Here is a 25,302-nt window from a genome sequence, read left to right on the forward strand (position 1 = left end):
GCCAGGACAGCGATTAGCGTGCAGCCCAAGCGTTGAAACGCTCTTCCAGCTCTTCGCCGTTCTCAACCCAGAAGTTCACGTCCAGTGGCAGCGCGCTGCGCAGGTTGGCCGGCCAGGTCGGCAGGTTGGTGGCGGACTTCGGATCCACCTTCTGCACTGCCTTGGTGTTGGTCGGGCCGTAGGCGATCTTGCTGGAGTAGATGGCCTGGTATTCCGGCTTGCTGGCGTGGGCGATGAACTCCATCGCTTCCTTCAGCTTTGGCGAGCCCTTAGGAATCGCCCACGAGTCGACGTCGTACACGCTGCCGGCCCATACCACTTTCAGGTTCTTGCCTTCCTTCTGGGCGGTATCGATACGGCCGTTGTAGGCCGAGCTCATCACCACGTCACCGGAGGCCAGGAACTGTGGCGGCTGCGCGCCGGCTTCCCACCACTGGATGTTCGGCTTCAGCTGGTCCAGTTTCTTGAAGGCACGGTCGACGCCGGCCTTGGTCGACAGCACCTTGTACACGTCGGCCGGCTTCACGCCGTCAGCCTGGATCGCGAATTCCAGGGTGTACTTGGCGCCCTTGCGCAGGCCGCGCTTGCCCGGGAATTTCTTCACGTCCCAGAAATCGGCCCAGCTCTTCGGCGCCACTTTCAGCTTGTCGGCGTTGTAGGCCATCGCGGTGGACCACACGAACATGCCGACACCGCACTCGGTAACTGCCGGTTTCACGAAGTCGGCCTTGTTGCCCACTTTCGCCCAGTTGATCTTCTCGAACATGCCTTCTTCACAGCCACGCAGCAGTTCCGGCGATTCGACTTCTACCAGATCCCAGCTGACTTTCTTGGTATCGACCATGGCCTTGATCTTGGCCATTTCGCCGTTGTAGTCACCGGCGGTGATCTTGTGGCCGGTGGCCTTTTCAAAAGTCTGGTAGTAGGCCGCAACCTGTGCGTCCTTGTTGGCACCACCAAACGAAATCACGGTCAGGTCCTTGGCCATTGCCGGGGCGGCCAGCGCCATGGCAACCGACAACACAGCAACGCGTGGCAGATATTTCTTGGTCATCGTCATTCTCCTCTGGGGGTATTGCTCATTTGCATTACGTGGGGGTTTTTACGCCTGTAGGCAGGCTTGTTTTTTAGTGGCTGATGATGGCGGAATCAAGGGCGCGGATATCGCGCGCCATCCAGCCGACATCGAGCATGTCGCCGGTTTTCCAGCTGCTGTCCAGCTCGCCGACCGGCACCTTGACCATGAAACCGCTCTGGCCGGCGACATCGAGGCGCAGGCGCACGTGGTCGCCGAAGTAGATGAACTCCGCCAGCTTGGCCTTGAGGCGGTTTTCGCAGGCTTCGGCCAGCTGGTTCAGGCGCACGCGTTCCGGACGGATCGACATCGAGGTCGGTTCGCCGTTGCGGCCAACGCAGATCGCCGAGGCCTTGACCACTTCACCGCTGGCCAGACGCACCGCGCAGTGCTGACCGGCAACATCGACCACTTCGCCGTGCAGGGTGTTGTTCTCGCCAATGAAGTTGGCAACGAAGGAGTTGACCGGTGCCTCGTACAGCACGTTGGCCGCATCGATCTGCTGGATCACGCCGTCCTTGAACACCGCCACGCGGTCGGACATGGTCAGCGCCTCGCCCTGGTCGTGGGTCACGTACACCACGGTGATGCCGAGGTTTTCGTGGATGTGCTTGATTTCCAGCTGCATGTGTTCGCGCAGCTGCTTGTCCAGCGCGCCCAGCGGTTCGTCCATCAGCACCAGCTGCGGTTCGAACACCAGCGCCCGCGCCAGTGCCACGCGCTGCTGCTGGCCGCCGGACATCTGGCCCGGATAGCGGTGCGCCAGCGCGTCGAGCTTGACCATGCCCAGCGCCTTTTTCACGCGTTCGGCGATCTCGCTCTTGTTCATCTTGCGGATGGTCAGCGGGTAGGCGAGGTTTTCCGCCACCGTCATGTGCGGGAACAGCGCGTAGTTCTGGAACACCATGCCGATATTGCGCTTGTGCGGCGGCACGTTGTTGAGCAGCTGGCCGTCAAGACGGATCTCGCCGTGGGTCGGCGTTTCAAAGCCGGCCAGCATCATCAGACAGGTGGTCTTGCCGGAGCCGGAGGGGCCGAGCATGGTAAGGAATTCCCCGCGACGGATGTCGAGGTCGAGATGCTTGACGATCAGTGACTCACCATCGTAGCTCTTCTGCACGCCACGGAAGCTGACCAGCGTGTCACTGGCCGGTGTTGAGATGCCCATCCAGTATTCTCCATTATAATTCCGCAATGCGGAACTGTGTTTCAGTTTATTCAGATTAACCAGCATCGCTTGGACTGTAAAGCGCTTTTGTTCTGCATACCGGGGCGGTCAATCTGCGCTCAACCAGCGTCTAATAATTTAACCACACCGTTTAATAAAACAAGCAAAAATTATTTGCCCCACTTCCGGACCGTATCTACCTTTCTAAGACATGGGAATGAACAGCACCTTGTTGGTGCGCAAGATCCGGCTGTTATGGCAACAAATCTGCCGATACGCCGAAAAAATAGAATATGGTGCACCGCAACCAGCCCGCCCTTGCACCACGCATTCAAACAACTGTTTGTCGTAAAGCGACAACAAAAAAAAGCCGACCTTGCGGTCGGCTTCAAAGGGAGTAGTAAAACGGAAACTTAATCGAGCAGGTGGTTGTTCAGCTCGCGCATCCCGGCAGACAGCATCGCCAGGTCCAGCACGTCGAACGACTGCAGCTCGACGAACATCTGCTGGCAGGCCTCGACGTCGGCGGCACGCTGTGCCAGCCAGGCATTGACGAAGGCGGTCTCGCTGGCCTCGTGCAGTGCCTGACGCGTCAGCTCGCGGTGCTGGCGATACAGGTCATCGCGCAGCGCGGAGCGTGCCAGCGATTGCCAGCGGTTGTCACGCGGCAGCTGGGTGATCGCGGCACGCAGCCAGTCCAGCTGCAGGTCGCGGCCCAGTTGCAGGTAGTTGGCCGCAATCGCGTCCAGCGCCAGTTCGCTGCCTTCGCCGATCTCGATGATGTCCATCAGCGGTACCGCGAACTCCAGGCGCGCCAGCACGCTGGCCAGCTCGGCCGGGACGTTCGGCTGGTTGAAGCGGCTCTCCAGACGGGCAACCTGCGGATAAACCTCGGCACTGATCAGCTGCGGCAGTTGCTGCAGCAGCGCCTGCACCTTGGCACCGTACTGGGCGATGACCGCGTTGACCGAACCGGACGGACGGCGGTTGCGCAGTACCCAGCGCACCACGCGTTCCACCAGGGTACGCACCATCACCATCATGTCGACCTGCAGATCGGCCGATACCTTGTTGTCCAGCGCCTCGATCTGCGTCCATAGGCTCTCGGCATCAAACACGCGGCTGGCGATCCAGAACGCGCGGGTGATGTCGGCAGCGGAGAACGCCGACTCTTCCTGCAGGCGGAACACGAAGGTCACGCCCATGCGGTTGATGATCTGGTTGGCCAGCTGGTTGGCGATGATCTCGCGCTTCAGGTGGTGACGCTGCATCTGCTCACCGAAGCGCTGTTGCAGCGGCTGCGGGAAGTAGTTGACCAGCACCGGCAGGAAGTCGGCATCGTCCGGCACGTCGGTGGCCAGGATCGCCTGATCCAGCGAGATCTTGCCGTAGGCCAGCAGTACCGCCACTTCCGGCGGCGTCAGGCCCTGGCGCGCCAGGCGACGCTCGTTGATCTGCGTTTCCGACGGCAGGTACTCGATCTCGCGATTGAGTTCGCCGGTCTTCTCCATGTGGTTGATCATGCGCGAGTGGGCGCTGAGCATCGACGCGGCGTGGCTGCGGTTGATCGCCAGTACCTGGGTCTGCAGGTAGTTGTTGCGCAGTACCAGATGGCCGACTTCTTCGGTCATCTCGGCCAGCAGGTCATTACGCTGTTTCAGCGTCATGTCGCCGGCCTGCATCACCGCGCCCATCAGGATCTTGATGTTGACTTCGTGGTCGGAGCAGTCGACACCGGCGGAGTTGTCGATGGCGTCGGTGCAGATGCGGCCACCGGACAGCGCGAATTCGACACGGCCCAGCTGGGTGCAGGTCAGGTTGCCGCCTTCGGCCACCACGCGCACTTGCAGATCGCGACCGTCGACACGTACCGGATCGCAAGCGCGGTCACGGGCGTCGGCGTGGCTCTGCGTCGAGGCCTTGACGTAGGTACCGATACCGCCGTTGTACAGCAGGTCGGCCTTGGCCTTCAGCAGCTCGTGGATCAGCTCGTTCGGCGCCATGCTGTCCTTGTCGGTTTCAAGCCAGGCCTTCACTTCCGGCGACAGCGGGATCGACTTGGCGGAGCGTTCGAAGATACCGCCGCCCTGCGAGATCAGCTCGCGGTTGTAGTCGCTCCAGCTGGAACGCGGCAGGTTGAACAGGCGCGCACGCTCGGCGAAGCTCGCCGCCGCATTCGGCGTCGGATCCAGGAAGATGTGCAGGTGGTTGAACGCTGCCTTCAGGCAGATGTGCTCGGACAGCAGCATGCCGTTGCCGAACACGTCACCGGCCATGTCGCCGATGCCGATCACGCTGAAATCCTGCTCCTGGGTGTTGATGCCCAGATGGCGGAAGTGGCGTTTCACCGATTCCCACGCGCCGCGGGCGGTAATGCCCATGCCCTTGTGGTCGTAGCCGGCGGAGCCGCCGGAGGCGAACGCGTCGCCGAGCCAGAAGTTGTAGGCTTCGGAGATGCCGTTGGCGATGTCGGAGAAGGTCGCGGTGCCCTTGTCGGCGGCCACCACCAGGTACGGATCATCCGGGTCCAGACGGCGCACATCTTGCGGCGGAATGATCTGGCCGGTCACCAGGTTGTCGGTAACGTCCAGCAGTGCCGAGATGAAGGTCTTGTAGCAGGCGATGCCTTCGGCCATGAACGCTTCGCGGTCGGATGGCGCCGGCAGTTGCTTGCCGACGAAACCGCCCTTGGAGCCCATCGGCACGATCACCGAGTTCTTCACCATCTGCGCCTTGACCAGACCCAGCACCTCGGTGCGGAAGTCTTCCATGCGGTCGGACCAGCGCAGGCCGCCACGGGCGACTTTCGAACCGCGCAGATGCACGCCTTCGACACGCGGGCTGTACACCCAGATCTCGAACATCGGGCGCGGCTGCGGCAGGAACGGAATGGCGTTGGATTCCAGCTTGAAGGAGATGTAGGACTTGAACGCGCCCTGGGCATCCTTCTGCCAGAAGTTGGTACGACGCGTGGCCAGGATCACCTGCAGGAAGCCGTTGAGGATGCGGTCTTCGTCGAGGTTGGCGACGTCGTTGAGCAGGTCTTTCAGCTCGGCCTGCAGGTTGGCCGCAGCGGCGTCGTCAAACGCGCTCGGGTGCAGGCGTGCGGCGAACAGTTTCACCAGACGGCGGGTGATCTGCGGGTAGTGCGCGACGCAGTTTTCGATGTAGGCCTGGCTGAAGGTGAGGCCGCCCTGACGCAGGTATTTCGCCAGTGCACGCACCAGCGTGATCTCGTGCCAGTCGAGGCCGGCCACCAGTGCCAGACGGTTGAAGCCGTCGTTTTCCACGTCGCGGGCAAACACGCGGGCCAGCAGCGTCTGGAAGTTCTTCTGGACAGCCTCGTCCTGCATTGCCTCGGCGTGTGCGCCCAGCTCCAGGCCGAAGTCGCTGATCCAGACGGTCTCGCCGTTGCGCTCCACCAGATACGGATGCTCGTCACGCACCTGCACGCCCATGTTTTCCAGGATCGGCAGGCTGGCGGACAGGCCCAGCGGCTGGCCGGCATGGAACAACTTCAGGTTGTAACCCTGGCCGCGGTGGAAGGCACGATACAGTTTCATGGCCAGACCGTGCTGTACGGCGGCATCCTCGATCAGCTGGATGTCCAGCACCGCGTTGCGGGCCGCGAACTCTTCACGGTAGGCCACCGGGAAGGCGCCGCGGTAGCGGTTGAACAGCAGGTTGCCCTTCTCTTCGCCGTGCGCTTCCAGCAGCTGCTGGTGCAGTTCTTCTTCCCAGCCGCGTACCACGCGGGCGATGTCTTTTTCCAGCTCGTGCTCGTGGAACTGTGGCAGCTGGCCGCCCTGCACGCGGATGATGTAGTGCACGCGCGCCAGCGGGCTGTCGCTGATCTGCACGCTGAACTCGGCCGCGGCGCCGTTGAAGGCACTCATCAGCACTTTTTCGATCTTGAGGCGGATCTCGGTGTTGAAGCTGTCACGCGGCACATACACCAGGCTGCTGACATAGCGGTGGTAGCGATCGGCACGGGTGAACAGGCGCACGCGCGGGCGCTCCTGCAGGCTGACAATGCCTTCCACGATCGGCTGCAGCGTTTCCACCGGAATCTCGAACAGCTCGTCGCGCGGGTAGCTTTCCAGCACGAAGGCCAAGGTCTTGGCCTTGTAGCTGTTGTCGACGTAGTCGCAGGCATTGACGACCGATGCCACCTTCTGGCGCAGCAGCGGGATGTCCTTCGGTGCCGCCTGGTAGGCGCTGGCGGTGTACAGGCCGAGGAAGCGGCGCTCGCCGATCACTTCGCCCTTGCTGTTGAAACGCTTGATGCCGACAAAGTCCATGTAGGCCGGACGGTGCAGCACGGAGCGCGATTGCGACTTGTTGAGGATGATCAGCTGCGGCTGGTGCGCCAGTTCGCGCAGCGCCGGCGGCAGTGCCTCGAAGCTCTCCGAGTATTCCTTGCCGCCCTGATCCTTCAGGAAGCCGAGACCGGAATCCTTGACGATGCGCAGGCTGTCCTGACCATCGCGCTTGACCAGGTCGTAGTCGCAATAGCCCATGAAGATGAAGTGGTTGGCGCCCATCCAGTCGAGGAAGGCGACGGCTTCGGCCGCTTCGGCGGCACGTTCGCCCTTCACGTTGTCGAGGTCGGCACGCAGCTGCGCCAGCACTTCGCGCATTTGCGGCTCGTCGTTGACCACGCAACGCAGATAGGTCAGCACCTGCTCCAGGTCCTGCTGCAGCGCATGCAGTGCGTCCGGATCGCTGATGCGGTCAACTTGCACATGGATGAAGGATTCCAGCGGCAGCGAGCGGTCTTCGGTGCGCTTCAGCGCATCGATCACGCCGTTCGCGTCGCGGCCAACCGACAGCACCGGATGCACCAGCAGGTGCAGGTTCAGGTTGTGGCGGGTCAGCAGCATGGCGATGGAGTCGATCAGGAACGGCATGTCGTCGTTGACGATCTCGATCACGCTGTGGGTGCTCTGCCAGCCGTCCCGCTCGAAATCGGGATTGTAGATACGAGACTTCATCTGGCCCGGCGCACGCTTGAGCGCGAATTCCAGATGTGCATTGGCCGCACCGAACAAGTCCAGGGCGGAGAAGATCTTCAGATCTTCCGATTCGGTCTCTTCAAAGTAGAGGGGAATAAAACTACTGAGGCGGGCACTTTCCGTATCGGCCAGTTTTTGCTCTGCCACAGCTTGGATATCGGCGATCAGGCCAACAAATTCGGTCTTATTCGTAAGCGACATGTTGCTTCTCGTTTGTTATGAGGACACAGGTGTTGTGTGGACGCATTGTAAGAGCCACCACAGACAAGGCATTTCCATATTGCGACATCCCTGTACAGATTCATTGGCTGCACTGCAGCATAGAAGCGTCGGGTGATTGTCGGACAGGGTGCCAGTTGCACATTTTTCATTACAGCAATGCGACGGCAAATTACACAATGGCCCTGAGGCACCCGCCGTCATTTTCGCAAAAAAACCCAATCAAGTCCTTGATATTACTCATATTTCCAAAACAAACAAAAAACCGGTAGAATGCGCCCCCTTGCCGCTTCGGCCCCCGGTATGACAGGTGGTGGATTGTACGTCGCCGCGTTGCGTGCCAACATTTGCCTGCCTCCCGACAGAGGGGGCGGTAAAACAACAAAACGTTATCCAGCACCAAAGGGAAGGGCCGCGACCGGCTCGAATGTCCAGGATGAGCGGTAACACGCAGCCACCTGGACACGATTCTCCTGCCCGGGGAATCCTTCATCTTTCAGAGAGATAGAGACACATGAAAAAAGCATTTGTTCTGGCCGCACTGGCCATGACCGCTTCTGCTTTCACCGCCCAGGCCGACACCGTCCGCTTCGGCATCGACGGCAACTACCCGCCGTTCGCCAAGCAGGGTGCCGACGGCAAGCTGCAGGGCTTCGACGTGGACATCGCCTACGCGCTGTGCGCCGCGATGAAAGCCAGCTGCGAAATCGTGCCGCAAGACTGGGACGGCCTGATCCCGGCGCTGAACGCCAACAAGTTCGATGCCATCCTGTCGTCGATGTCGATCACCGACGAACGCAAGAAGGCAGTCGACTTCACCAACAAGTACTACAACACCCCCAGCCGCATGATCGCCAAGGCCGGCACCAAGGTTGACCAGGCCGCGTTCAAGGGCAAGAAAATCGGTGCGCTGCGCGCGTCCACCCAGGAAAAGTTCGCCAAGGACTTCTGGGGCAAGAGCGGCGCCACCATCGTTTCCTACGGCAAGGCACCGGAAGGTTTCCTCGACCTGAAATCCGGCCGCATTGACGGCATGTTCGTCGACTCCGTGGTCGGCGATGCCGACTTCCTGAAAACCGGACAAGGCAAGGGCTTTGCCTTCGTCGGCCCGGAATACAGCGAAAGCAAGTACTTTGGCTACGGTGCCGGCATTGCCGTGAAAAAAGGCAACAAGCAGCTGACCGAGCGCCTGAACCAGGCCATCGCCCAGATCCGCAAGGACGGCAGCTACAAGAAAGTACAGGACAAGTACTTCAGCTTTAACGTGTACGGCAACTAAGCCACCCCTACCCCGCCCTCAGCCGAAGGCGGGGTTTTCACACCTATAAAAATATCCTGTCGGAGAATCCATGAAGAAGCCTTTGCTCGCGCTAGGCACGCTTGCCCTTGCCCTGTCCGCAACCGTGTCCGCAGAAACCCTGCGTTTTGCCACCGATGCCAGCTACCCGCCGTTTTCGAAACAGGGTGCCGACGGCAAGATGACCGGTTTTGATCCCGACATCGCCCAGGCGCTGTGCGCGGTGATGAAGGCGAAATGCGAGATCGTGCCCCAGGATTTCGACGGCATCATTCCGGCACTGCAGGCGAAGAAATTCGACGCCGTGATCGCGTCGATGAACATCACCGAAGAGCGCAAGAAGGCGGTCGACTTCTCCGACAAGTACTACAACATGGCCAGCCGCCTGGTGGCCAAGCAGGGCACCCAGGTCAACGCGGCCTGGTTCAAGGGCAAGAAGATCGGCGTGCTGCGTTCCTCGATCCAGGAAAAATACGCGCGTGACACCTTTGCCAAGCAGGGTGCACAGCTGGTGAGCTACGGCAAGGCACCGGAATCGTTCATGGACCTGAAGGCCGGCCGTGTCGACGCCGCCTTCGTCGATGCCGCCGTCGGTGACGTGGACTTCGTCAAGACCCCGAACGGCAAGGGCTTTGCCCTGGTCGGCCCCGACTACAACGAAGCGAAATACTTCGGCGTCGGCTCCGGCATTGCCGTGCGCAAGGGCGACAAGGCGCTGCTGACACGCATCAACGCCGCGCTGAAGCAGATCCGTGCCGATGGCAGCTACGACAAGATCCAGAAGAAGTACTTCAGCTTCGACATCTACGGCAAGTAAGCGCCAGCAGGCAATACCGTGCAAGGTGCGGCCAGCCCAGGGTTGGCCGCAGCGTCCAGACGCAAAAACCGGAGTAATACCATGTTTCTACAGGGCTACCTGCCCAGCATCATGGAAGGCACCATTCTGACCCTGCAGGTTGCAGTGTCGGCATTGCTGGTGTCCGTGGTACTGGGCCTGATCGGGGCGATGTTCAAGATGTCGCCATCCAAGCCACTCGCGTGGCTGGCAGAAGTCTATTCCACCGTGGTACGCGGCGTACCCGACCTGGTGTGGATGCTGCTGCTGTTCTTCGGCGTGCAGATGCTGATCAACGAGCTGTTCGCGCAACTGGGCTGGGAAGCACCGGAGATCAACTCCTTCTTCGCCGGCGTGATGACCATCGGCTTCATCTTCGGCGCCTACATGACCGAGACCTTCCGCGGCGCCATCATGGCGGTACCGAAAGGCCAGATGGAAGCCGGCCTCGCCTACGGCATGAGCCCGCTGCGCGTGTTCCTGCGCATCACCTTCCCGCAGATGGTGCGCTTCGCGCTGCCGAGCTTCTCCAACAACTGGCTGGTGCTGGTGAAATCCACCGCCCTGGTGTCGGTGATCGGCCTCAACGACGTGATGTACCGCGCCGATACCGCCAAATCCATCACCCAGGAACCGTTTACCGTCTACGCCGTGGTCGGCTGTATTTTCCTGGCCATCACCAGCGTGTCCGATCTTGCCCTCAAGCGTCTGGAAAAGCGCTACTCCACCGGCGTACGGGAGACTGAACTGTGATCGACCTGAACCTGATTATCGAACGCTTTCCGGCCTTCCTCGGTGGCACCGACGGCGCGCCGATCATGTCCACCTCCGACGGCCTGCAACTGACGCTGGAACTGCTCGGCCTGTCACTGGTTTTCGGCCTGCTGCTGGCGGTGCCGATGGCGCTGATGCTGGTATCGCGCAACAAGTGGGTCGCGCGCCCGGTGTGGCTGTACACCTACGTGTTCCGCGGCACCCCGCTGCTGGTACAGCTGTTCATCATCTACTATGGCCTGTCGCAGTTCGACTGGGTGCGTGACAGCTGGGCGTGGGAATACCTGCGCGAAGCCTACGTCTGCGCCATCCTGGCGTTCACGCTGAACACCGCCGCCTACACCACCGAGATCCTCGCCGGCCAGATCCGCAACACCCACTACGGTGAAATCGAGGCGGCCAAGGCGATGGGCATGGGCAAGTGGCTGATGATGCGCCGCATCGTGATCCCGTCCGCGCTGCGCCGCGCACTGCCGGCCTACAGCAACGAAGTGGTGATGATGATGCAGTCGACCTCGATCGCCGGCCTGGTCACGCTGGCCGACCTGACCGGTGTCGCCCGCCGCGTGTTCAGTGATACCTACATGCCGTTCGAGCCGTTCCTGACCGTGGCCGGCATCTATCTGGTGATGACCTTTGCCCTGGTCTGGCTGTTCAAGAAGGCCGAACAGCGCTGGCTGGCCTACCTGGCGCCGCGCAAGCACTAAGGAGTCGTCATGCACAGAATCGATCATCCGCTGCCGCCCATCAGCCTGAACACTGCGCGCCAGATCAGCAGTTTTCACTTTGGCCGCGCCGGACAGGGCGAGAAGGTCTACATCCAGGCCAGCCTGCATGCTGACGAACTGCCAGGCATGCTCACCGCCTGGCAGCTGAAGCAAAGGTTGGCCGCACTGGAGGCCGAGGGCCGTATCCAGGGCGAGGTGGTGCTGGTGCCGGTCGCCAACCCGATCGGCCTCGACCAGAACCTGAACAGCGTGATGCTGGGCCGCTTCGAGCTGGCCAGCGGCCAGAACTTCAACCGCCACTACCCGGCCTTTGCCGCCGACATCTTTCACGAGCTGAAAGCGGAACTGGGCCAGGACGCGAAGGCCAACACCCGCCTGATCCGCGAGCGGCTGCGCAGCAAGGTCGCCGCCATCGAGCCGGCGAGCGAGCTGGCCGCGCAGCGCAAGACGCTGATGCTGCTTGCCTGTGACGCCGACGTGGTGCTGGACCTGCACTGCGACTGCGCCGCGGCGATGCACCTGTACACCGGCACGCCGCTGTGGCCGCAGTGCGAACCGCTGGCACGCTATCTCGGTGCCGCCGCCACGCTGCTGGCCGAGGAATCCGGCGACAACCCGTTCGACGAAGCCTGCAGCCAGCTGTGGTGGCAAGTGCGCGACATGGCGGCTGCGGCCAACCTTGACGCCGCCATCGACATGGCCTGCCTCGCCGTCACCATCGAGCTGCGCGGCCAGGCCGATGTCAGCCATGCGCTGGCGGCACAGGATGCCGACGCCATCATCGCCTTCCTGCAGCACCGCTGCGTGATTGCCGGCACCGCCCCGGCCCTGCCGGAACTGCGCTACCCGGCGACGCCGCTGGCCGGTTCCGACAGCCTGCTGGCGCCGCATCCCGGCGTGGTGCACTACCACTTGCAATCCGGCACCATCGTGGCCGCCGGCGATGCCATCGCCGACATCATCGACCCGGTCAACGACCGCGTCACCACCTTGCGCGCCAGCCGTCCCGGCATGCTCTACGCCACCGAAAGCCGCCACTACGCCATTACCGGCCAGTGGCTGGCCAAAGTGGCCACCCCTGAATCCTTTAAAACCGGAAAGTTGCTATCAGCATGAAACCGCTAGAACATGATCTCGCCGTCGGCGCCGCCGCTGATGGCAACACCAAACTGAACGTCATCGACCTGCACAAGAGCTACGGCAGCCACGAGGTGCTCAAGGGCGTCTCGCTGACCGCCCACGCCGGCGACGTGATCAGCATCATCGGCTCTTCCGGCTCCGGCAAGAGTACCTTCCTGCGTTGCATCAACATGCTGGAACAGCCGCACAGCGGCACCATCGCCGTCACCGGCGAAACGCTGAAGCTGATCACCGACAAGCGCAACGGCGCGCTGAAGGCGGAAGACCCGAAACAGCTGGCGCGCCTGCGCACCAAGCTGGCGATGGTGTTCCAGCACTTCAACCTGTGGGCGCACATGACGGTGCTGGAAAACATCATCGAGGCGCCGATCCACGTGCTGGGCGTGCCGAAGGATGAAGCCATCGCCCGTGCCCGCAAGTACCTGGACAAGGTCGGCCTGAAGAACGTCGAGGACAAGTACCCGTCGCACATGTCCGGCGGCCAGCAGCAGCGCGTGGCGATCGCCCGCGCGCTGGCGATGGAGCCGGAAGTAATGCTGTTCGACGAGCCGACCTCGGCGCTGGACCCGGAACTGGTTGGCGAAGTGCTGCGCGTGATGCAGGACCTGGCGCGCGAAGGCCGCACCATGGTGGTGGTGACCCACGAAATGGGCTTTGCCCGTGAAGTGTCCAACCATGTCATTTTCCTGCACCAGGGCCGCATCGAAGAACAGGGTCATCCGAAGGAAGTACTGACCAAGCCGAAAAGCGAACGTCTGGCACAATTCCTGTCCGGCAGCCTGAAATAAGCCGTACAATCGCCGCTTGACAAGCACGCGCCATGCTGACGATAAAGTCGGCATGGCGCCTTCTTATTTGCATCGTCCTTCGCCCCATCACCAGATTGCAGACATGGTCAACGTAACTTCCGGCACCAAACCCGTCCGCTACGGCTTCTTGCTGCTGCCCAACGCGTCGATGGCCGATTTTGCCATCGCCACCGAGGTGCTGACCCGCGCCAACCAGCTGGCGGAAAAAAAGTGCTACGAGTTCCTGCCGCTGTCGCTGGACGGCCTGCCGGTCACGCTCAGCAACGGCCTGCGCCTGGCGGTGGACCTGCCGCTGGCCCACGCGCCGAAACTGGACGTGCTGGTGGTGCTGGCCGATGAAGTCGGTGTCGACATCGCCGCCGACGAGCTGGCGCGCGTGATCGGCACCCAGCTTAATGAACACACCATGCTTGCCGGCATCAACTGCGGCAGCTACTGGCTGGCACGCGCCGGGCTGCTGGCAGGCCACCGCGCCACCATCCACTGGCAGGAAATCAGCCGCCTGTCGGACGAATTCCCCGACGTGATCGTGTCGTCCAACCTGTACGAGATCGACGGCAACCGCCTGACCAGCACCGGCGGCGCCGCCACCTTCGACTTCATGATGGCGCTGGTTGCGGCCAACCTTGGCCAGGAATTCGCCGCGCAGCTGTCGGAAGTGTTCAGCATGGAACGGCTGCGCCCCGGCAGCGAACGGCAGCGCATTCCGCTGGCCACCCGCATCGGCGGCAGCCAGCCAAAGCTGACCGAGGCGGTCAGCCTGATGGAAGCCAATATCGAGGAACCGCTGACCACCGATGACATCGCCTACTACGTCGGCGTGTCACGGCGCCAGCTGGAGCGGCTGTTCAAGCAGTACCTCGGCACCGTGCCGTCGAAATACTATCTGGAGCTACGCCTGAACCGCGCGCGCCAGCTCTTGCAGCAGACCAGCAAGTCCATCGTGCAGATCGGCCTCGCCTGCGGCTTCTCCAGCGGCCCGCACTTCTCCAGCACCTACCGCAGCCACTTCAACATCACGCCGCGCGAAGAGCGCGCGCAGCGCACCCAGGGCTGAGCGTCACCGCCTTGCCGCGCCGGCCCCGGCGCGGCCATCACGCCCCGCGAACAGCCCCATTTCACTCATTCAGTTTTTCTGAATAGATACTCAGAAATGCTGTGTTTTATTTTGTACTAACTAAAACTATCCTGACGAGAACCAAATCCGCGATGAACACTCCTATGCAACAGCGCAGTGTGACCCGTTCGATGGCGCTGGTACGCGAGCTGGTACGCACCTACCAAGCGTTCGAGCAGCTGAGCAGCAGCCGCATCCGCAGCCACGGCCTGACACCGCCGCAATTCGATGTGATTGCGACGCTAGGCAACACCGCGGGCATGAGCTGCAAGGAACTCTCCAGCCGGACCCTGATCACCAAGGGCACGCTGACCGGCGTACTGGACCGGCTGCTGGACAAGGGGCTGATCAGCCGCCGTGTCGATGCCAACGACCGGCGCAGCCTGTTCGTGGCGCTGACCAGCGAGGGGGACAGCGTGTTCCGCGCCACCTTCCCGGATGTCACCGGCCACTGCGATGGCGCCTTTGCGGCACTGAGCGACGAAGAACTGAAGCAGATCACGGCCACGCTGGCCGGCCTGCGTTTGGCCATTACGGCAAAACTGGAGCCCTGAATGAAGATGAACCAACGTTACCACCCGAGCCAGATCCTGCTGCACGCGGTGATCGGCCTGCTGATCGTGCTGACCTTTGCCTTCGGCAAGTACGTGGCCAGCCTGCCGCTGTCGCCGGCCAAGTTCCAGCTGATCAGCTACCACAAGTGGGGCGGCATGCTGGTGCTGCTGCTGGTCGTGCTGCGCATCGTGCTGCGCCTGCTCAAGGGCGCGCCGCCGCTGCCGGCCACCATGTCGCCGCTGGCCAGACTGGCCGCCCACGCCGGCCACCTGGCGCTGTACGTGCTGATGCTGGCGGTGCCGCTGTCCGGCTGGCTGATGAGCTCGGCCTACGGCATCCCGGTGGTGCTGTTCGGCGTGCTGCCGCTGCCGGACCTGATTGCGGCCAACCCTGCGCTGGGCGAACAGCTGGGCGAGGTGCACGAGCTGCTCAACCAGCTGCTGCTGATCACCGTGATCCTCCACGTGCTGGCGGCACTGAAACACCACTTTATTGACCGCGACGGTCTGCTGCAGCGCATGAGCCTGCGTCGTTAACCCGAAGGACGAAAGCCCCGATGAAAGCCCTGTTGATCTCCGCCGGCCTGCTGCTGGCCAGCCCGGTGTTTGCCCAGAATGTCGACCTTGGCAAAAGCCAGCTCGTGTTCACCATGAAACAGATGGGGGTGCCGGTATCCGGCAGCTTCAAGAAATTCGCCGCCAAGGTCAGCTTCGACCCGGCCAAGGCCGACAAGGGCAGCGCCGACATCACCATCGACGTGAACAGCATCAGCCTGCCCACCGCCGACGCCAACGCCGAAGCCCGCAAGAAGGACTGGTTCAACACCGCCCAGTTCGCCCAGGCCCGTTTCGTGTCCAGCAGCATCAAGCCGCTGGGCGGCAACCGTTACCAGGTCAGCGGCAAGCTGACGCTGAAAGGCATCACCCGCGAGCTGAGCGCACCGTTCACCGCCACCAGCCAGGGCAAGGCCGTCAGCATCGACGGCACCCTGCCGATTTCCCGGCTCGCCTTCAAGATCGGTGAAGGCAGCTGGAGCGACACCGGCACCGTTGCCGACAATGTCGACCTGCGTTTCCGTCTTGTAGTAGCCAACCCTTGATCCACCCCGGAGTGATAACCATGATCCGTACCACCCTGTTTGCGACCCTCATTGCGTCTGCCGGTCTGGCATTTGCGGCCCCGGCCAGCTACACCATCGACCCGAGCCACACCTACGCTGCCTACGAAGTCGGCCACCTCGGCCTGTCCAGCCAGAGCGGCGTGTTCACCAAGATCAGCGGCAACCTGAGCGTGGACGAAGCGGCCAAGAGCGGCAACGTCGACATCACCATCGACGCCGCCTCGCTGCAAACCTTCCTCGCCGATCGCGACAAGCACCTGAAGAGCGCCGATTTCTTCAATGTCGAGAAATTCCCGACACTGACCTACAAGTCGGACAAGGTCGTGTTCAAGGGCAACAAGCCGGCAGCGGTAGAAGGCAAGCTGACGCTGCTGGGCGTGACCCGCCCGGTCACCCTGCAACTGGTCAACGTCAACAAGGCCAAGCACCCGATGACCGGCAAGGAAAGCTGGGGCGCCAACGCGGTGGCCACCATCAAGCGCAGCGAGTTCGGCATGAAGACCTTCATCCCGGCCGTCAGCGACGAAGTGAAGCTGAGCATCGTTCTGGAAGCCAGCAAGGCCGAATAAGCCTGCCGGTGATGGAAAAGATGAAGCCGCCAGCTCGCTGGCGGCTTTTTTATTGCGGCCAAGCTTGCGCTAGTGGCGCTCGTCCAGCGCCGGCAACAGCGGCAGGCGCACGGTAAAGCGCGTGCCCTCGTCCTCGCTGCTGTCCACCGCGATGCTGCCGCCGTGGCGCTGTACCAGCTCCCGCACCAGCGCCAGCCCCATGCCGCTACCGGGAATGCCCAGCGCGGTACTGGCGCGGAAAAAGCGGGTGAACAGCTTGTCCTGCTCGTCCGCCGGGATGCCCACCCCCCAGTCCTGCACCGTGACGTGCACCTCGCGCCCGGCGACCGTGCAGCGCAGCGCCAGCCGCTGCCAGCGCGGCGAATACTTGATGGCGTTGGAGATCAGGTTGCCGAACACCACGCGCAGCAGCTCGGCGTCGCCATCGACGATCAGCACGTCATCGGCGGCAAACGACACCTCGATCTGGCAATCGGGATGGATGTCCTGGCTCTGCTCCACCAGCTCGGCCAGCAGCGGCACCAGCCGCACCGGCCCCTGCTGCACCACCAGCTGCCCTTCTTCCAGCCGCGTCAGCGTCAGCACGCTGTCGGCGAGGCTGACCATGTGCTTGACCATGTCGCGCAGGCGCTGGGCGCGGCTTTGCAGCTGCTCGCCGTGGAACAGCTCCGGCTGGCGCTGCAGGCGCTGCGCGATGCCGTCGATCACCGCCAGCGGGGTGCGGTACTCGTGCGACACCATGCTGACGAAACGGCGCTGCATCTCGGCCAGCTCGCGCTCGTGCTGCAGCGTGGCTTCCAGCGCGTGCTCGCGCTGCAGGATGTGGCTGATATCGAGGATGCTGGCCAGCACGCAGGGGATGCCGCGGTAGTCGATCAGGCAGCCGGTGAGGCTGGCGTCGAACGGACGCTGCTCGCGGTCGCGCAGCACCGCGTGAAAGTCGATCACCTGCCCTTCCTGCTGCAGGATTTCCAGGAAACGCTTGCGCTCCGCCGCATGCTCGTACAGCGCGGCCGAGGTCGGCGTGAACTCGCTGCTGCTGCCCAGCCACATGCCGTAGCGCTCGATCGCCAGCCGGTTGGCGTAGCGGATGCGCTCCGACGCCAGCTCGGAAATCACCATCGGCAGCGGCAGCGCATCGAGAATGCCCTGCAGTTCCTCGCTGCGTTCGCGCTGCAGCTGCAGCAGCTTTTCGCGGTCGCTGACATCGTGCTGGCTGATCAGCATCGCGCTCTCGCCGGTGGCAGGATCGCGGATGCGGAACAGCTGCACCTGATGGCGCACCATGCTGCCATCGGCCAGCCGCACGTCCACCACCCGGCGCACGCCGCGGCTCTCCATCGCCGCCAGCCGCAGCTCGGCCAGCAGCTTGGGGTCCGGCAGCGAGGCCAGCAGCGCATCGCCCTCCGACGGCGGCAGCGCCAGCGCGGCGGCCGGGTTGCGCTGCAGCACCATGCCGTTGTCGTCGTACAGCGACACCATCTCGCGCACGTGGCGCAGCATCTCCACGCTGCGCACGGTATCGGCGTCGACCGACACCGGCACCGCCTCCACCTTCATCAGGTCGGGCCAGTCGTTATCGAAGCGGGCGCAGTGGCAGCGCACCTGCAGCGGCAGGCCGTGCGGGTACAGCGTCCAGTTTTCCTCCACCGCGCGCTGCTCGGCAAAGGCGGCCTGGTACACGGCAAGGCGGGTGCGCAGCGCCTCGCTGCTGATGGAAAAGTCGCGCTCCTGCAGCGATGCCAGATCCGCCGCGTCCCACAGCTGCAGCGCCTGGCGGTTGGCCCACACGATGCTCTGCCGGCGCATGTCGAAAAACCAGACCGCCAGATGCAGGCGTTCCAGCAGCGGCATGGCCGCGGTCAGTGATGGCGGCAATTCGGTACTCATGGCGTCCCCAGTAACGACAGCAGTTCGGCCAGCGGCATCGGCCGGTAAAAGTGATAGCCCTGCGCAAAGCGGCAGCCCAGCTCCGCCAGCAGCGCCGCCTGCGCCGCGCTCTCCACCCCTTCGGCCACCACCACGCAGCCCATGGCGCGGCCGAGGCTGATCAGCCCTTCGATGATGCGCGCGTCGATGCTGCGGCGGCTGATGTCCATCACGAAGCTGCGGTCGATCTTGATCACCTCGGCGTGCAGCCGCTTCAGGTAGTCCAGCGACGCGTAGCCCATGCCGAAATCGTCGACCGCCAGCTTCAGCCCCAGTGCGCGCAACGCGGCGATGTCGGCCTCGATGGCGGCGGTGAGGTAGGTCATCGAAGTCTCGGTAACCTCGATTTCAAGGTTGGCCGCCAGCGCCAGCCGCCCCGCCTGCAGCTGGGCGTTGAGAAAGGCCGGTACCCCGCGGCCGAGGCTTTGCGCCGAGATGTTGAACGACAGGATGAAGCCCGGGCGCAGGCTGACCAGCTCGGTGACCGCTTCCAGCGTCTGCGCGATCACCCAGTGGTCGAGGTCGGTGGCCAGCCCGCTGCGCTCCGCCGCCGGCACGAAGGCCCCCGGCGACAGCGCGCCGATATCGGCATGCGGCCAACGTACCAGCGCCTCGGCACCGACGATGCGGCCGCTGAGCAGGTCGACGCGTGGCTGGAACAGCAGGGTCAGTTCGCCGGATTTCAGCGCCTGCCCCAGGTAGCGTTCGGCGTGGCGCGCCGCCTGCAGCGCCTGGTAGTCGCCGCGGCCCAGCTCGATGAAGCGGCGCGGATTGCCGGCGCTCTCGAAATTGAGATGCAGCGCGCAGGATTCCACCAGCGTGGCGGCCTCGAAGTGGCGCAGCGCCGGCGCCTGCCAGTCCAGATGGATGCATAGCGCGCTGCAGGTATAGGCGACGCTGACACCGCCGACCTCGAGCGTCATCCTTTGCGCCAGCACCGCCGCCGCCTGCGCCGCGGCATCCTCAGCCAGCAGCAGCGCCCAGCAGCCGTCGGACCAGGTAAACACCTGCCCGCTGCCGGCCAGCGGCGCGAGACAGGCCAGCATAGTGTGTTGCAGCAGCGGCTGTTCGGCGGGCGCCAGGCGCATGGTCAGCGCCAGATAGGTATCGACCTTGACCAGCAGCAGCGTCTGCGACGCCTGTGCCGTGCGGGCCGCGGCCACCTGCGCCAGCAGCAGCGCCCGTCCCGGCACCGCCGGTGGCGGCGGCAGGCTGTCGCCACGGCGACGGCGCTTGACCTTGGCGGCGATGGCGGCCAGCAGCAGGTCGAAGTCGACCGGCTTGACCAGATAGTCGTCGACCTCCAGCAGACGGCCGCGCACCTGGCTGTGGCTGTCCGCCAGCGCGGTGAGCAGGATGAACGGCAGCTGCGCCAGCTCGCCACCCTGCGCCGCCATCGTTTCCACCAGCTCGAAGCCGTCCATGCCCGGCATCGACACGTCGCTCAGCACCAGATCCGGCAGCTGCTGCGCCATCAGCGCCAGCGCGGCGTGGCCGTCCACCGCTTCCAGCACGCGGTAGCCGGCGCTGAGCAGCTCCTCGCTGATCAGCTGCCGCAGGTTGGCATCGTCCTCGACACACAGAATGGTGTACACATCCGACATAGGCACTCGTCTTTTCCTGGCTGGAGCCGCCCGTGAGGCCAGCGGCCATGCATCCTGCTAATAATTCATCATATGCAACAAGCCGGCCGTGCGCCGGCTTTCTCACCGTACCACAGCCCCGTCACCCGCATGCAGCGCACTGGCCGCGCCAGTGCCCGCCGCTGCGCGGCGATGCGGTGCCGCCGCAAAATGCTGCGCAAAAACGGCTTATAGTGGGTTAAAATGGCGGGTTAACCATGCTGGGAGAGACCGATCCCGTGTGTGCCATCCTACTCACCTCGACTGTTTCTCGACGGAATCATGAACAAGACATCCAAAGCCCTAGTCGTCCTTTCGGGCGGCCAGGACTCCACCACCTGCCTGTTTTGGGCGCTGCGCGAATTCGGTGCGGCCAACGTTGAGGCCGTGACCTTCGACTACGGCCAGCGCCACCGCATCGAGCTGGACGCCGCGCGCAAGGTGGCCGAGCTGGCCGGCGTGCGCCAGACCCTGCTGCCGATCGACACCTTTGCCGCCATCGGCGGCAACGCGCTGACCGACGCCGGCATCACCCCGGAACAAGGCGCGCGCGACGATGGCGACAGCACTATCCCCAACACCTTCGTGCCCGGCCGCAACCTGATCTTCCTCAGCTTCGCCGCCGCCTTTGCCTATGGCCGCGGCATCGAGCACGTGGTCACCGGCGTGGCGCAGACCGACTACTCCGGCTATCCGGACTGCCGCGAAAACACGCTGAAGGCGCTGGAGCTGGCGCTGCGCCTGGGCATGGACAGCCGTGTCACCCTGCACACGCCGCTGATGTTCATGAGCAAGGCGGAAACGGTGCAGCTGGCGCAAGAGGTCGGCGCCATGGACGCGATGGCGTGGAGCCACACCTGCTACAACGGCGCCGTGCCGCCCTGCGGCCACTGCGCCGCCTGCGAGCTGCGCGCCAAGGGCTTTCTGGAGGCTGGTGTCGCCGATCCGCTCGTCGTGCGCTGCGGGGGACACTGACATGAACAGCAGCCATATCCTGGCCGGTGCCAGCTTCGAGGCCGCGCGCAACCTCGCCGGCATCGGCGAGCACGGCCACAGCTTCCGTGTGCTGGCACGCGCCGACGCCCATCCCGGTAGCGAGGCGGCCCTGCATGCCGAGCTGGCCGCCGCGGTAGCGCCGTTCCACTACGCCCACGTCAACGCCACGCTGGCCGACGGCAGCGACCTGTCGATCGCGCGCTACCTGGCGTCGCAGTGCGGCCAGGCGGTCAGCCTGCAACTGGCCAGCGCCGCCGATCGCGGCGTGCTGCTGGCGGAAGACGGCAGCGAGTACATCTATGTCGATACCCGCTTCGAGGCCGCGCACCAGCTGCCGCACGTGGCGCCCGGCCACAAGTGCGGCCGCCTGCACGGCCACGGTTTCGGCGTGCGCATCGTCGCCGATGCCAGCCGCAGCAGCCTCAACGACATCCTGCTCAAGGCGTGGCCGCCGCTGTTCGCGCGGCTGAACCACAAATACCTGAACGACATCGCCGGCCTCGACAACCCGACCAGTGAGGTGATGGCGGCATGGCTGTATCGCGAACTTGCGGCCAACCTTGCCGGCCTCGCGTGGGTGGAAGTGCGCGAGACGCACACCGCCGGCAGCCAGTTCGACGGCCAGACCTACCGCATCTGGAAGGAACAGCACTTCGAGAGCGCGGTGCCGTTCGACGCCGCCGGCAACTATACCGGCCACAGCTACCTGATCCGCCTGCTGCTGCAGGGCAGCGTCGACCGGGTGATGGGCTGGGTGCTGGATTTCGGCGACGTCAAGGACCGCTTCAAGCCGGTCTACCGCCAGCTGGATCACAACCCGCTGGACAAGCTGCCCGGCATCCGTGCCGCCGACGCCGCCAGCGTGGCGGAGTGGGTGCACGGCGAGCTGAAGCCGCTGGTGCCGGAGCTGGCCCGCATCGACCTGATGGAAACCCCGCAACGCGGCGTGTCGCTGACCTTCCGCGGCGACATGCAGTGGCCGCTGCTGTAAGGAGGCGACAATGACCATCTATACCGTCAAGGAAATCTTCTACACGCTGCAGGGCGAAGGCCGCCAGGCCGGCCGCGCCGCAGTGTTCTGCCGCTTCTCCGGCTGCAACCTGTGGTCCGGCCGCGAGGAAGACCGCAGCAAGGCGATCTGCCAGTTCTGCGATACCGACTTTGTCGGCACCGGTGACGACGGCGGCAAGTTTGCCGGCGCCGCCGCGCTGGCCGCGCGCATCGCCGCCGAATGGCGCGGCACCGGCGGCCAGCCCTATGTGGTGTTCACCGGCGGCGAGCCGCTGCTGCAGCTGGATGACGCGCTGGTCGACGCCATGCACGCGCAGGGTTTCGAAGTCGCCGTGGAAACCAACGGCAGCCTGCCGGCACCGGCCGGCATCGACTGGATCTGCGTCAGCCCCAAGGCCGGCGCCGACTGGGTGCAGAAAAGCGGCCACGAGCTGAAACTGGTGTTCCCGCAGCCGACGCTGCTGCCGTCGGAACTGCCGGACGACCTGCAGTTCGAGCACTACTACCTGCAGCCGATGGATAGCCCGCTGCAGCGGCAGAACACGCAGGAAGCCATCGCCTGGTGCATGGAGCACCCGGCGTGGCGGCTGTCGGTGCAGACGCACAAGGTGATCAACATCCGCTGAGCTCGGCGACGCATGAAAAAAGCCACGACCGCGGTCGTGGCTTTTTTACGGCCGCGTTGCGGCCAACCTTGCTCAGAACCTGTTCAATGTCTGCTGCAACGGATCGCAATGGGGCAATACGGCGTTAAAAACGCCTTCGGCATGCTTGTTTATATCCAGCTAAACGCCGCTTCCTCAGGCATTTTTGCCTTGTCTCGCTCTCGCTCGCGAGGCCTTGAACCGGTTCTCAGATATCGTCGGTTTCCGCCCAGCCGGCGCGCGAGCCGCGCTGGAACACGCGGTCCTGCGGCAGCACGTCGCCGGCAGCGTGCGCCGCCACCCCGTGCAGCTGCCGGTAGTAGGCGGTGAAATCCGGCGCGGTGGCGTCGAACAGCTGCTGGAAGCTGTCGATGACGAAGTAGGTCTTCTGGAAGGTGTCGATGCGGTAGCGCGTGTTCATGATGCGCAGCAGATCGAAGCCGATGCGGTTCGGGCTGTCGCTGTCCAGGCAGTACACCGATTCCGACTTGCTGGACACGATGCCGGCGCCGTAGATGCGCAACCCCTGCGGCGTGTCGATCAGGCCGAACTCCACCGTGTACCAGTACAGCCGCGCCAAGAGCGGCAGCGCGCCGAGGTCTTTCGCCTTCATGCCGCCGAGGCCGTAGGCCTGCAGGTAGTCGGCAAACACCGGGTTCATCAGCAGCGGCACGTGGCCGAACAGGTCGTGGAACACGTCCGGCTCCTGCAGGTAGTCCAGCTGCTGCGGCTCGCGCAGCCACCAGGTCACCGGGAAGCGGCGGTTGGCCAGATGCTCGAAGAACACCTCGTCCGGAATCAGCCCCGGCACCGCCACGATCTGCCAGCCGGTGGCGGCCGCCAGTTTCAGGTTCAGCCGCGCGAAGTCCGGCACCCGGTCGGCATCGATGGCCAGCGCCTCCAGCCCGGCGAGGAATTCGTCACAGACACGGCCAGGCAGCATCTCGCACTGGCGGCGGTACAGCGTGGCCCAGGTCTGGTGGTCTTCGGCGCTGTAGCGCTCCAGCGGTTGCGGCAGGGTGAAGTCGGCAGCGTGGTCGAGGCCGACATTCTTGCGGACGGTGATGTCCGGCACGGTAAACGAGGTTGTCTCCATCATCGATCTTCTTGTGTAGGCGGCAGCAAGGCCAGAGCCAGCAGTGTAGGCGCGCTACGCTGCGGCTTGGCCGCAACATTTGCCATCGGCACGGTTTATTTGCATACTTCCCGCACCAAAAACCGGAATATGCACAAAATGCGCAATATCGACTTCGACCGTTTCGATTACCAGATTCTGGAGGCGCTGCAGAAAGACGCGCGCGCCACCCACCAGAAGCTGGCGCAGGACATCGCGCTGTCGCCATCGCAGATCGGCCGCCGCATCCAGCGGCTGGAAGAGTGCGGCGTGATCCAGGGCTACCATCTGGCGCTGCGTCCCGACCTGCTCGACCTGTCGGTAACGGCCTTCGCTAATGTCAGTCTAGAACGTCACGGCGAGGCGTCCATCCGCGAATTCGCCGCCGCCATCACCGATCTGCCGGAAGTGCTGGAGTGTTACGCGGTGGCCGGCGAGGCCGACTACTGGCTGCGCATCGTGGTGCCGGACCTGCCGTCGCTGTCGCGTTTCGTGATGAACAAGCTGATGACGCTGCCGCTGGTACGCAGCGTGAAATCGACGGTGGCGCTGGAGCCGATCAAGCACACCACGCGCCTGCCACTGCCGGAGCGGCGCTAGGCTAGCGCCGCCACTCGCGCCGTAGCGCGTACAGCGAGATCAGGATCAGTGCGGCGGCGATCAGCAGCATGCCGAGCGCCTCGGCGTGGCTGGGCACCTCGGCCAGCAGCAGCCACGCCATCAGCACCGCCACCGCCGGTATCGCCAGGATGCTCATGCCGGCCATGCCGGCCGACAGCCTTGAGAGCAGCAGCATCCACACCAGCCAGCCCAGGCCGCCGGCGAGCACGCCGGAGAACAGCAGCACGCCCAGCAGCGGCCAGCCCCACTGGATGTCGCGCCCGGGGAACAGCGGCAACAGCAGCGCCAGCACCAGCGTGCCCCACACCATCTGCCAGAAGGTCAGCGCCAGGGTATCGACCTGGTGCTGAGCGCGCAGCTTCTTGGCAATGATCGCCGAGCTGGCCCACACCAGGCCGCCGGTGATCGCCAGCGCGTCCGACAGCCAGTTGCCGCCGAGATCCCACGGTTCGAGGATCGCCAGCAGCCCGACCAGGGCCAGCGCCACGCCCAGCCACTGCAGCGGCGCCAGCTTTTCGTGCAGGAACAGCCGCGCCAGCAGCAGCGTCCAGAACGGCATGGTGTAGCACAGCACCGACACCTTGCCGGCACCGCCGGCCACCAGCGCCAGATTGGTGAACACCACGAAACCGGCGGTCTGCGTCAGCCCCAGCCAGAAGGTTGGCCGCATCGGCGTCGGCGTGAAGCGGCGGCCGGTGGCGCGCATGATCAGGGCCAGCGTGGCGATGGCGAGCACGGTACGGCCGAGGCCGAGCTGGAAGGCGCTGGCGTAGGCCAGCCCGAGCTTGGTGACCACCCAGTTGGCGCCCCAGGCGAACCACAGCGCCAGCAGCATCAACACACTGGTAGTACGGTCAGAAACAGCAGACATGATGGATAAGGTTGGCCGCAAGGAAACAGGAAACAAAAACGGGCCGGAAGCATCCGGCCCGCGTCAGTACAGC

At 63.9% G+C, this 25,302-nt stretch carries 22 protein-coding genes; 15 read left to right on the plus strand and 7 right to left on the minus strand.

Annotated elements, in window-relative coordinates:
• Window positions 1–13 precede the first annotated feature (13 nt).
• From ACG97_RS04480 to ACG97_RS04490, 3 genes are all read right to left on the minus strand, one after another.
• Window positions 14–1,054 (minus strand): ABC transporter substrate-binding protein, encoded by a 1,041-nt coding sequence (locus tag ACG97_RS04480; protein WP_238377255.1) that lies wholly within the window; start codon window positions 1,052–1,054, stop codon window positions 14–16.
• 73 nt (window positions 1,055–1,127) lie between these two features.
• A complete protein-coding gene (locus ACG97_RS04485) occupies window positions 1,128–2,243 on the minus strand; it encodes an ABC transporter ATP-binding protein (protein ID WP_047966139.1) in 1,116 nt (371 codons plus the stop codon).
• Between the two features lie 413 nt (window positions 2,244–2,656).
• Complete coding sequence (locus ACG97_RS04490; protein ID WP_047966140.1) at window positions 2,657–7,459, minus strand: NAD-glutamate dehydrogenase; 4,803 nt, start codon at window positions 7,457–7,459, stop codon at window positions 2,657–2,659.
• A 532-nt stretch (window positions 7,460–7,991) separates the two neighbouring features.
• Between ACG97_RS04490 and ACG97_RS04495 the strand changes: the two genes are divergently transcribed.
• From ACG97_RS04495 to ACG97_RS04545, 11 genes are all read left to right on the plus strand, one after another.
• The gene (locus ACG97_RS04495; protein ID WP_047966141.1) at window positions 7,992–8,756 is read left to right on the plus strand and encodes an ABC transporter substrate-binding protein; all 765 of its coding nucleotides are present in this window, start codon (window positions 7,992–7,994) and stop codon (window positions 8,754–8,756) included.
• A 70-nt stretch (window positions 8,757–8,826) separates the two neighbouring features.
• Window positions 8,827–9,591: an ABC transporter substrate-binding protein gene (locus ACG97_RS04500; protein ID WP_047966142.1), complete on the plus strand. Its 765-nt coding sequence runs from the start codon at window positions 8,827–8,829 to the stop codon at window positions 9,589–9,591.
• A gap of 81 nt (window positions 9,592–9,672) precedes the next feature.
• Window positions 9,673–10,362 carry an ABC transporter permease gene (locus ACG97_RS04505; protein WP_047966143.1) on the plus strand — a complete coding sequence of 230 codons (690 nt, stop codon included), beginning with the start codon at window positions 9,673–9,675 and terminating at the stop codon, window positions 10,360–10,362.
• Window positions 10,359–11,090, plus strand: a complete 732-nt coding sequence (locus ACG97_RS04510) for an ABC transporter permease (protein WP_082133643.1) — start codon at window positions 10,359–10,361, stop codon at window positions 11,088–11,090. Before ACG97_RS04505 ends, ACG97_RS04510 begins: the two co-directional genes overlap by 4 nt.
• Before the next feature lie 9 nt (window positions 11,091–11,099).
• Window positions 11,100–12,227 carry a succinylglutamate desuccinylase/aspartoacylase family protein gene (locus tag ACG97_RS04515; protein ID WP_047966144.1) on the plus strand — a complete coding sequence of 376 codons (1,128 nt, stop codon included), beginning with the start codon at window positions 11,100–11,102 and terminating at the stop codon, window positions 12,225–12,227.
• Window positions 12,224–13,039 carry an ABC transporter ATP-binding protein gene (locus ACG97_RS04520; protein ID WP_047966145.1) on the plus strand — a complete coding sequence of 272 codons (816 nt, stop codon included), beginning with the start codon at window positions 12,224–12,226 and terminating at the stop codon, window positions 13,037–13,039. The genes ACG97_RS04515 and ACG97_RS04520 overlap by 4 nt, the downstream gene beginning before the upstream one ends.
• A gap of 103 nt (window positions 13,040–13,142) precedes the next feature.
• On the plus strand, window positions 13,143–14,117 hold the full coding sequence (locus tag ACG97_RS04525) for a GlxA family transcriptional regulator (RefSeq protein ID WP_047966146.1): 975 nt from the start codon (window positions 13,143–13,145) through the stop codon (window positions 14,115–14,117).
• A gap of 152 nt (window positions 14,118–14,269) precedes the next feature.
• Complete coding sequence (locus tag ACG97_RS04530; RefSeq protein WP_238377256.1) at window positions 14,270–14,731, plus strand: MarR family winged helix-turn-helix transcriptional regulator; 462 nt, start codon at window positions 14,270–14,272, stop codon at window positions 14,729–14,731.
• A complete protein-coding gene (locus ACG97_RS04535; protein WP_047966148.1) occupies window positions 14,732–15,268 on the plus strand; it encodes a cytochrome b in 537 nt (178 codons plus the stop codon). It abuts the gene before it with no gap.
• Window positions 15,269–15,288: 20 nt separating this feature from the next.
• Window positions 15,289–15,831 (plus strand): YceI family protein, encoded by a 543-nt coding sequence (locus ACG97_RS04540; protein ID WP_047966149.1) that lies wholly within the window; start codon window positions 15,289–15,291, stop codon window positions 15,829–15,831.
• Window positions 15,832–15,851: 20 nt separating this feature from the next.
• Window positions 15,852–16,421, plus strand: coding sequence for a YceI family protein (locus ACG97_RS04545; protein ID WP_047966150.1), 570 nt, complete (start codon window positions 15,852–15,854; stop codon window positions 16,419–16,421).
• 69 nt (window positions 16,422–16,490) lie between these two features.
• Here the strand turns inward: ACG97_RS04545 and ACG97_RS16870 are convergent, their stop codons facing one another.
• Both ACG97_RS16870 and ACG97_RS04555 read right to left on the minus strand, forming a co-directional pair.
• A complete protein-coding gene (locus ACG97_RS16870) occupies window positions 16,491–18,311 on the minus strand; it encodes a HAMP domain-containing sensor histidine kinase (RefSeq protein ID WP_053068064.1) in 1,821 nt (606 codons plus the stop codon).
• Window positions 18,308–19,954 (minus strand): EAL domain-containing response regulator, encoded by a 1,647-nt coding sequence (locus ACG97_RS04555; protein WP_047966151.1) that lies wholly within the window; start codon window positions 19,952–19,954, stop codon window positions 18,308–18,310. The genes ACG97_RS16870 and ACG97_RS04555 overlap by 4 nt, the downstream gene beginning before the upstream one ends.
• A 300-nt stretch (window positions 19,955–20,254) precedes the next feature.
• Between ACG97_RS04555 and queC the strand changes: the two genes are divergently transcribed.
• Genes queC through queE form a run of 3 tightly spaced genes read left to right on the plus strand, consistent with a single transcriptional unit; the run spans window position 20,255 to window position 22,605 of the window.
• Window positions 20,255–20,947, plus strand: a complete 693-nt coding sequence (queC, locus tag ACG97_RS04560) for a 7-cyano-7-deazaguanine synthase QueC (protein WP_047966152.1) — start codon at window positions 20,255–20,257, stop codon at window positions 20,945–20,947.
• A gap of 1 nt (window position 20,948) precedes the next feature.
• On the plus strand, window positions 20,949–21,959 hold the full coding sequence (locus ACG97_RS04565; protein WP_047966153.1) for a 6-carboxytetrahydropterin synthase: 1,011 nt from the start codon (window positions 20,949–20,951) through the stop codon (window positions 21,957–21,959).
• A 10-nt stretch (window positions 21,960–21,969) separates the two neighbouring features.
• Window positions 21,970–22,605: a 7-carboxy-7-deazaguanine synthase gene (queE, locus tag ACG97_RS04570; RefSeq protein ID WP_047966154.1), complete on the plus strand. Its 636-nt coding sequence runs from the start codon at window positions 21,970–21,972 to the stop codon at window positions 22,603–22,605.
• A 226-nt stretch (window positions 22,606–22,831) separates the two neighbouring features.
• Here the strand turns inward: queE and phhA are convergent, their stop codons facing one another.
• Window positions 22,832–23,722 (minus strand): phenylalanine 4-monooxygenase, encoded by an 891-nt coding sequence (gene phhA, locus ACG97_RS04575; RefSeq protein ID WP_047966155.1) that lies wholly within the window; start codon window positions 23,720–23,722, stop codon window positions 22,832–22,834.
• Window positions 23,723–23,857: 135 nt separating this feature from the next.
• Here phhA and ACG97_RS04580 point away from each other — a divergent pair, with 135 nt between their 5' ends.
• Window positions 23,858–24,337: an Lrp/AsnC family transcriptional regulator gene (locus tag ACG97_RS04580; RefSeq protein ID WP_238377257.1), complete on the plus strand. Its 480-nt coding sequence runs from the start codon at window positions 23,858–23,860 to the stop codon at window positions 24,335–24,337.
• A 1-nt stretch (window position 24,338) separates the two neighbouring features.
• Here the strand turns inward: ACG97_RS04580 and ACG97_RS04585 are convergent, their stop codons facing one another.
• Window positions 24,339–25,229 (minus strand): DMT family transporter, encoded by an 891-nt coding sequence (locus ACG97_RS04585; RefSeq protein ID WP_053068065.1) that lies wholly within the window; start codon window positions 25,227–25,229, stop codon window positions 24,339–24,341.
• Window positions 25,230–25,302: the final 73 nt, after the last annotated feature.

It is taken from the genome of Vogesella sp. EB (genome assembly GCF_001037925.1).
GTDB classification, from domain to species: Bacteria; Pseudomonadota; Gammaproteobacteria; order Burkholderiales; family Chromobacteriaceae; genus Vogesella; species Vogesella indigofera.